1 protein-coding gene is annotated in these 620 nt (G+C 66.6%); it reads left to right on the top strand.

All coding sequences use genetic code 11. From position 1 onward, the window contains the following. Nucleotides 1-620: condensation domain-containing protein (locus tag HX846_RS39150; protein WP_178967692.1), on the top strand; the 620-nt coding region annotated here is incomplete at both ends.

Below are 620 nucleotides of genomic sequence, written 5' to 3'. Positions count from 1 at the left end.
CCTTGCGCGACTGGGCGGCGCGGTTGCAGGCGTATGCCGGCAGCGAATCCCTGCGTGAGGAGCTGCACGTGTGGCAGCAACAGTTGGCCGGCCCTGCCGTTGAGTTGCCGGTGGATCGCCCACAGGGTTCGCTGCGCAATCGCGACGCCGATACCGTCAGCGTGCGCCTGGATGCCGAGCGCACCCGCCAGTTGTTGCAGCAGGCGCCAAGTGCCTACCGCACCCAGGTCAACGATTTGCTGCTGACCGCCCTGGCCCGTGTGCTGTGCCGCTGGAGTGGCCATGAATCGGCATTGATCCAGCTGGAAGGCCACGGCCGCGAACCGCTATTCGACGAGATCGACCTGACCCGCAGCGTCGGCTGGTTCACCAGCGCCTACCCGCTGCGCCTGACCCCGCTGCATATCGAAGAGGCCGCCGGGCAGGGCGCCTCGATCAAGGCGATCAAGGAGCAACTGCGCGGCGTGCCCCACAAAGGGTTGGGTTATGGCGTGCTGCGCTACCTGGCCGACGACCTGTGCCGCCAGACCATGGCCGCGTTGCCGAGCGCCAGTATCACCTTCAATTACCTCGGCCAGTTCGACCAGAGCTTTGGCGCCGACGCACTGTTCCACCCGCTG

Origin of the sequence: Pseudomonas sp. K5002 (genome assembly GCF_013386655.1) — a bacterium.
Classification (GTDB): Bacteria; Pseudomonadota; Gammaproteobacteria; order Pseudomonadales; family Pseudomonadaceae; genus Aquipseudomonas.
This window is presented reverse-complemented; position numbering and strand designations above follow the sequence as displayed.